The 7,348-nt window shown below is 44.2% G+C and carries 7 protein-coding genes and 1 pseudogene; 6 read left to right on the forward strand and 2 right to left on the reverse strand.

The features are described from left to right. Positions 1–182: 182 nt before the first annotated feature. Positions 183–1,076: a LysR family transcriptional regulator gene (locus ACKLNX_RS00270; protein WP_392344040.1), complete on the reverse strand. Its 894-nt coding sequence runs from the start codon at positions 1,074–1,076 to the stop codon at positions 183–185. 155 nt (positions 1,077–1,231) lie between these two features. Between ACKLNX_RS00270 and ACKLNX_RS00275 the strand changes: the two genes are divergently transcribed. The 6 genes and pseudogenes from ACKLNX_RS00275 (at position 1,232) to ACKLNX_RS00300 (ending at position 5,696) form a co-directional block, all read left to right on the forward strand. Continuing rightward, the gene (locus ACKLNX_RS00275; RefSeq protein ID WP_054489994.1) at positions 1,232–1,990 is read left to right on the forward strand and encodes an SDR family oxidoreductase; all 759 of its coding nucleotides are present in this window, start codon (positions 1,232–1,234) and stop codon (positions 1,988–1,990) included. 74 nt (positions 1,991–2,064) lie between these two features. Continuing rightward, the gene (locus ACKLNX_RS00280; protein ID WP_412970801.1) at positions 2,065–3,072 is read left to right on the forward strand and encodes a zinc-dependent alcohol dehydrogenase family protein; all 1,008 of its coding nucleotides are present in this window, start codon (positions 2,065–2,067) and stop codon (positions 3,070–3,072) included. Between the two features lie 22 nt (positions 3,073–3,094). Beyond that, positions 3,095–4,102 carry a zinc-dependent alcohol dehydrogenase family protein gene (locus ACKLNX_RS00285; protein ID WP_033102784.1) on the forward strand — a complete coding sequence of 336 codons (1,008 nt, stop codon included), beginning with the start codon at positions 3,095–3,097 and terminating at the stop codon, positions 4,100–4,102. A 180-nt stretch (positions 4,103–4,282) separates the two neighbouring features. Continuing rightward, positions 4,283–4,708, forward strand: a pseudogene (locus ACKLNX_RS00290) (IS5 family transposase); the annotation flags it as partial. Positions 4,709–4,937: 229 nt separating this feature from the next. After that, positions 4,938–5,213 (forward strand): GNAT family N-acetyltransferase, encoded by a 276-nt coding sequence (locus tag ACKLNX_RS00295; protein ID WP_367318014.1) that lies wholly within the window; start codon positions 4,938–4,940, stop codon positions 5,211–5,213. A 27-nt stretch (positions 5,214–5,240) separates the two neighbouring features. After that, the gene (locus ACKLNX_RS00300; RefSeq protein ID WP_008464865.1) at positions 5,241–5,696 is read left to right on the forward strand and encodes a PaaI family thioesterase; all 456 of its coding nucleotides are present in this window, start codon (positions 5,241–5,243) and stop codon (positions 5,694–5,696) included. A gap of 422 nt (positions 5,697–6,118) precedes the next feature. On the opposite strand, the gene ACKLNX_RS00305 is transcribed toward ACKLNX_RS00300, so the two are convergent. Further along, positions 6,119–7,348: IS1182 family transposase (locus ACKLNX_RS00305; RefSeq protein ID WP_412970802.1), on the reverse strand; the 1,230-nt coding region annotated here is incomplete at its 5' end.

Genomic DNA, 7,348 nt, shown 5'->3' on the forward strand with positions numbered 1-7,348 from the left:
CAGCCTGTTACCAATTATCATAATATAGAAAATCAGAAACATACCAAACTAACCATAAGAGTCGTTTACCATCACGAAAGAGTGAACATAGCACTCGAACTTACGGCAATTTATGAGTTTTTACACAGCCTGAGCCTATACCGGACAGTCGAGTGTTAAACCTGAAAGAGAACTTTGTGCCATTAGCGGACACTCAATCTTGACACCAAGTGATCAAAAACCAATCGAATACGTTGTGGTACTGGACCACGTTGAGGGCGATAAATATATAAATCCCAAGGCACCGGCTCGACCTCTTCTAACACTCTCACAAGTTTCTCTTGGCGTAATAAGTCTTGGACCAAAAAGTCAGGAATTTGAGCAAAACCTAGTCCATTTTGTATAGCCATTAATTCAGCTTCGGTGTCGGCACTTCGAAAACGTGTTATGGATGGCGTCCACTGTCTGTCCATGGAAAAAACCCATGGCCAAAGCTTTCCCGTATTGCGATCTACTAACCCTGTAACCGGCAAGTGGTTTAGTTCTTCAATAGACGCAGGCCTTCCCACTCTATTTATTAAGTCAGGCGAAGCCACGACATACATATTAATTTTGGTGAGCTGGCGGGCAATAAATCGACTATCTCTCATGAAGCCGATACGAATCCCAATATCTATTTTTTCGTCAACTACATCCACGCGCTCGTCACTGAGTGTCAGGTCTATATCCAGTTGAGGATGTATTGTTGAAAGTTCCAGTAACACTGGCATTAAGCACTTATGAGCAAAACCAACAGGCGCTGCGATACGAACACGCCCTTGTAATTCATTACCCGAGTTAGGGGCGCTTGTTTGAAACAATTCATCTACAGCGCGCAGGCGTTCTTTTGCTATCAAAGCAAATTTTTCTCCAACTAGGGTCACTTGTATGTGTCGAGTATTTCGATGAAATAAAAGCTCCCCTTGCAATCTCTCTAACTCCTTCACTGCTCGCGTCACTGCCTGAGGAGAAATTCCCAGACGGTTAGCCGTTTCTTTAAAGCTGCGAGACTCAGCAGCAGTACAAAATATCCGGAGCATTTCCAATCTGTTAAGCATCACAGTCACATTCAGGTTTGAAATGAATACATAAATATTATTCCAAAATATGGAATTGTGAAATTAAAATATTTCCATTTATTGATTTTTGAAGGTAAGAGATACTTTGCTTGTTATTTAGACAACGTCATTCAACTTATTTGAGGATATTAACTATGAGCAGTGTTTTAGCAAATAACATCAGCGGTAAGGTCGTTGTTATCACTGGTGGTAGCAGCGGTTTAGGCGAGACCACGGCAAGACATTTAGCCAGCCTTGGCGCATCTGTTGTTTTAGGTGCCCGACGCATCGACAAGCTTGAAGCTATTGCTGCTGACATACGCGCAGCGGGCGGAGAAGTTGCGGTTCAAGCGACAGATGTGACTAGCCCGGACGAAGTGAAGGCCCTTGTAAATCTTGCACAAGAGCGCTTCGGTAAAGTTGATGTGGTTATCAATAATGCAGGGTTAATGGCGATTGCACCGTTAGCTGAGACTCGAGTTGACGAATGGGATCGCATGATTGACATCAACGTTAAAGGTCTGCTGTATGGAGTAGCCGCAGCGCTTCCGATCTTTCAGGCTCAGGGAACAGGCCACTTTATCAATATTTCTTCCGTAGCGGGTATCAAAGTATTCAGTCCCGGCGGCACGGTTTATAGCGGAACCAAATTCGCTGTTCGCGCTATTGCCGAAGGCTTACGCCATGAAGTTGGGGGTAAAATTCGTTCAACAATCATTTCACCGGGTGCAATCGAATCTGATTTAAAACATGGAAGTTCAGATACTCAGGGTGCAGCCTTTGTAAAAGATTTTTATCAGCAAAATGAAATTCCATCTGACTCTGTTGCTCGTGCTATCGCATACGCAATTGAGCAGCCTGCGGATGTGGATATCAACGAGATTGTTCTGCGCCCAACTGTTCAAGAGTTTTAATTCGTTTAATAAAAGACCGATTAACCAGCGGGTGATTTAACCACCCGCTGAATATTCAGTTTGTGAGGTTATTGATGACAGCGTTAAACAGACAAATGCGTGCTTTGGTATTAGATAGCTATGAAGAGGGTACAGTATTTCGGGATGCCCTGATTAACTTACCCTCTCCATCAGCAGGTCAGGTGCAAGTAAAAATATTTGCAAGTGGAGTCAATCCTATTGATTACAAGATCCGCCAAGGTATCGCTCCTTATGCCATGCCGGAATTACCCGCAGTACTTGGCACCGATTTAGCTGGAGAAATTGTTGCTATCGGCGACGGCGTCACCGACTTTTCAGTAGGCGATGAAGTTTATGGTCTGACTGGCGGAGTGCGAGGATTGCAAGGATCATTGGCTGAATATGCCAACGTAGATGCTGAGTTACTTGCTCTCAAACCGAAAAATTTGTCCATGCGTGAAGCTGCGGCTTTACCTCTGGTTGCACTTACTGCTTGGGAAGGTTTGGTTGACAAGGCGAATGTTAAAGCGGGCCAGAAAATCCTTATCCAAGGTGGAGCTGGCGGAGTTGGGCATTTAGCCGTGCAAATTGCTAAGGCTTTAGGTGCCGACGTTTATGCCACTGCATCGACTGGAAAACAACAACTGCTCAAGGCGCTTGGTGCCACGCCAATTGATTATCACACTGCAAGCCCTGCTGACTACATGGACGCATACACCCAAGGCAAAGGATTCGATATCATTTACGACACTGTCGGTGGCTCTGCACTCGATGCCTCATTAGGTATCATTGCACATTACGGCCATATTTTAAGCTGTGCTGCATTCAGCTCACATAACCTCGCACCGTCGTCAATACGTTCTGCAACATTGTCAGGGATTTTTGTGTTACACCCACAGCTCAGCGGAGAGGGACGCAAACATCATGGTGACATTCTGCGGCAAATTACGGCTCTTGTTGAAGCTGGACAAATTAAGCCACTACTCGATCCGTTACGCTTTTCCCTAGACACGGCAATGGATGCACATAATGCCGTAGAGTTGGGGTCCATGGGTAAAGTCGTTATTGATGTAATTGCTTAAAAAGTCATTATTGAGGATGCATATGAGCCCAAGAAAACTAATTCGAACTGTTCGTTTCCATGAATTAGGTGGCCCCGAGGTATTAACTATTGACTCGCTGGCGAGTCCAAGTTTGCAGGCCACTGATGTACGTATTGCGGTCAAAGTTGTTGGGCTCAATCGTGCTGATGCCATGTTTAGGCGAGGCCGCTATATAGAAAAGGCTGACTTCCCTTCGCGAATCGGCTATGAAGCATCCGGGATAGTCATTGAAGTCGGGGAAGAGGTAAATCATTTACGCCTTGGAGAAGAGGTTTGTATTGTCCCTCAGATGGGGCTTTCTCAGAATGGCTGCTACGCAGAAGAGATTGTCGTACCAAGTGAATATGTGGCACTCAAACCAGCAGGGCTAACCTTTGCTGAAGGCGCAGCAGCTTGGATGCAGTACCTGACAGCTTATGGCGCTTTGGTCGAAATTGCTAACGTGCAAAAAGGCGATGCAGTACTGATAACAGCCGCATCGAGCAGTGTTGGATTGGCTGCGATTCAAATTGTGAATTCTCTAGGGGGTATCCCTATCGCTACAACTCAAACACGAGCTAAAAAGGCTGCTGTGCTCATGGCAGGCGCGGCCCATGTGATTGCAACTCAAGAAGAGCCGCTGCTGGATAGCTTGAGAAGCATCTTGGGAGAAAACAATTTAAAAATCGCATTTGATGCTGTCTGTGGGCCGCAGATAGCTGAAATTGCTGAAGCAATGAGCCCTGAAGGAACAATAATAGTACACGGAGCATTAAGTCCCGAAACAACTCCTTTTCCCTTAAAAATAGCACTTCGTAAAAGTCTGACAGTTAGGGGGTATGTGTTTACTGAAGTTGTAAAAGACATCGAGCGCTTTCGCAGAGCAAAGCAATTTATCCACTCGGGTTTATCCGAAGGAACACTCAAGCCTGTCATTGATCGAAGCTTTAAATTTGAAGAGATAGTGGCAGCGCACCACTATCTGGAGTCAAATCAGCAGATTGGTAAAATAGTGGTCGAACTTGATTAACAGTTCGTGGCTTCCGCTAGTCTCTCAACTCAGTCAGTGACTGATAATAATTAGCGTGGGCTTTGTTGCGGAAATCGAATGAACTAAATCAGAATCTTACGATCAGATCAGGGACATTCATTCACTGACTTTGATTACATGCCGAAGCCTCGCTACAAAACCACTAACTGGCGCAAGTACAATATTTCAGGCGTGACAGATGCGGAAGTACTCCCAAATTTACTCAAACAAACACGCCGATCCATCAAGGAAATTTCGAGAGATGGCGCATACGATACAAGGGAGTGCCACAGGGCGATTAGGGTTAAGAAAGCGATACCTCTAATCCCTCCACGTGAAGGAGCCGCCTTCTGGGAAAAAGGTCATCCACGTAATCTGGCGGTTGGTTGCCAAAAGCTCTATGGTTCGAACAAAAAGTGGAAACGAAAATATGGTTACCACAGGCGTTCATTGTCGGAGACCGCTAAGTATCGCGCAAAACAACTACTAGGCGCTTCACTCACGCTTCGAAATTACAATGCACAAGTTGGGGAGACATACGCCATGATCAAAGCACTCAACAAGCTAACAGGGATAGGTATGCCCGAAACTCAGTATATCGTTTAAAATGCAAACGATTTTGCTAGTATTCGCTCTCAAGTTGAATTCCGCAACAAAGCCGGTTGATTGCACGTGTTACGGAGATGCATGCCCATTATTACACGACAGTGGCTGATTTTGGTCGGGAATTTGCTTGTTCAGTGGCGAGTAGCATGGCGGAATTTATTGGAAGGCTAGATAACCCAAACAATGAGATTTGGACGATCAAACGGGACGATAAAATCCATCTGTTGCCATTGATGGTGAAGATCTTGGGCATAATCGAGCACATTTACGATGGTTCATTGCGGACGACTCTTTGAGAGGTTTCGGACTAGGTAAACAGCTTCTCAATTCTGCATTAGCTTTTGCCGATGCTCAGGGTTTCGTCCAAATCAACTTATGGACTTTCTCAGGGCTTAATGCAGCTCGATATCTTTACGAAAGTCAGGGCTTTGCATTGGTGGAAGAGAAACTAGGCTCAAAATGGGGTATAGAAGTCTTGGAGCAACGCTTCACCAGGTGCATATAAACGTGAATAAATATTTAAGGAGTCTCAATGACAGCTACAAAAGAAGAAGTTATCGCTTTCATGAAATCGGAGTTTCCACAAAGTAAATGCGTTGTGGAAGCAGTGAGCAACGGTAGAGCGACTGTATCTCATCATGTAGGTCAGGATGAATTACGTCCTGGCGGAACGGTTTCGGGGCCTGTTTTAATGAGTGTGGCTGATGTGGCACTTTATGTGGCGATACTTGGTAAAATTGGCATCGTGCCATTGGCAGTAACAACTAGCCTTAACATCAACTTCTTACGTAAGCCATCGGCAAATGAGCGAATCATTGCGGAATGTTCTCTGATAAAAGTCGGCCGTACTCTCGTGGTTGGGGAGGTTTCTCTGTACTCTGAGGGGGTGAGTGATTTAGTAGCACATGTTGTGGGTACATACTCTATACCGCCCTATACATCGAAACGAAGTGAGAATATTAAAACAATTAACTCTCTGAAAGCTTGACTCCGTTTAAAAGAAAAAAGGCAGTTATTTGAGGGGAAGATTAGTGGTTACCAATTGCAATCTTATATAAACGCCTACTTCAGGCCTGCAGCGGAGGCATTGAAGCAATTCGAGGCTAACAAACAAAGTCAGTCGGACAGCTAACGCTGTCGCTGCTTTGGGCGTAGAACGTTCGCCCCTTGTCTGAAGCGGACTTGCGCAAAAGTTATGTCCAACGTCCGCTAATCGCTCAGGCTGTGTAAAAACTCATAAATTGCCGTAAGTTCGAGTGCTATGTTCACTCTTTCGTGATGGTAAACGACTCTTATGGTTAGTTTGGTATGTTTCTGATTTTCTATATTATGATAATTGGTAACAGGCTGTGGCGTCTATTTTTGTGATTTTGTGACCTATAGCGGGGAATTTAGTATAAATTAAGCCTTCTACTGCTTAATTGCCTCTCTCAATCCAATCGTTCCTTTAATCGTCATCATTCGCTTCAGATTATAGGCCAGTACATGAAGACTGGTTTCAGTACTCACGTTTTTTAGACGTTTGGTAAGATAATGCGTCGCCCCCATCCACATTTTGATTGTGCCAAATGGGTGTTCGACTGTTTGTTTGCGGATTATAGTGGCATTTTTTGTTGCTTTAAGTCTGGTATGCATGTCATCAATCGTATCTTCATGCTCCCACCGTTTCATCTTTCTTGGCTCTATCTTAGAACGAGTACACTTACTACGGATACTGCAATCTCTACATGCGATATGGTCAACATAGACCTTTAATTTCATACCGTTGTCCATGGTACTGCGCCTGTATGGCAGTATGTTACCTGCGGGGCAAGTATACTCATCGGTCTCTTTATTGTATTCAAATAGTGCTTTATCAAATATTCCTGCTTTTTCAAAGTTTGTTGTATCGCTTTTAGGGACTAGCATTTCAGCACCTGTATCCAGTACGTTTTTAATATCAACGCGGCTGTAATATCCTTTATCAGCCAAGAAGGTAATATTGTTCGTCTTTAGAGTTTCTTGCACTTTACTGGCAACCGCATGAAGCTGACCTTTATCGGGTGTTTGGGTCACTTCGTGGCTGATAATTAAGTGGTGTTTACTATCTACCGCCGATTGTACGTTGTAGCAAGCTTGCCTTGCCGTATTGCTGGTCTTCATCAATCTTGAGTCGGGGTCAGTCATTGACAACTGTTTATCGGGATGCTCGTTTACTTGTATTTCAATGTCAGCCAACTCTGCTAACCTATTTTTCATCCATGCTACTTTTTCATGCATGACCGTGACATCTTCATCAGAGATTTCTTGCTTATCTTTGTCCGCTAAAACCGCTAGATAATGGGCAATGCTCTTATCGAATCTATCAATCAAGTCCTTGGCTCTTTTTGGTGTATAGGTTTTTTGTTTGTTATTCACCGCTTTGAATTTGCTGCCATCAATGGCAACAACAGCATCGGTAAACATATTCATTTCTCGGCATAGTTGCACGAACTGACGACATGAATTCTTAATACCTTTACCGTTGTCTTTTCTAAAGTCTGCGATGGTTTTGAAGTCAGGTTGTAAACGCTCAAGTAACCACATTAGCTCTACATTGCGATGGGTTTCTTTTTCTAATCGGCGAGATGACTGAATACGATTCAAATAGCCATAAATATA

The organism is Glaciecola sp. MF2-115, assembly GCF_047250385.1.
Classification (GTDB): domain Bacteria; phylum Pseudomonadota; class Gammaproteobacteria; order Enterobacterales; family Alteromonadaceae; genus Glaciecola.

What these genes read in the sequence shown, in the direction of transcription:
- ACKLNX_RS00280 (WP_412970801.1), top strand. Translation starts at nt 2,065, where the DNA reads ATGACAGCGTTAAACAGACAAATGCGTGCTTTGGTATTAGATAGCTAT.
- ACKLNX_RS00300 (WP_008464865.1), top strand. Translation starts at nt 5,241, where the DNA reads ATGACAGCTACAAAAGAAGAAGTTATCGCTTTCATGAAATCGGAGTTT.
- ACKLNX_RS00270 (WP_392344040.1), bottom strand. Translation starts at nt 1,076, where the DNA reads ATGCTTAACAGATTGGAAATGCTCCGGATATTTTGTACTGCTGCTGAG.
- ACKLNX_RS00275 (WP_054489994.1), top strand. Translation starts at nt 1,232, where the DNA reads ATGAGCAGTGTTTTAGCAAATAACATCAGCGGTAAGGTCGTTGTTATC.
- ACKLNX_RS00285 (WP_033102784.1), top strand. Translation starts at nt 3,095, where the DNA reads ATGAGCCCAAGAAAACTAATTCGAACTGTTCGTTTCCATGAATTAGGT.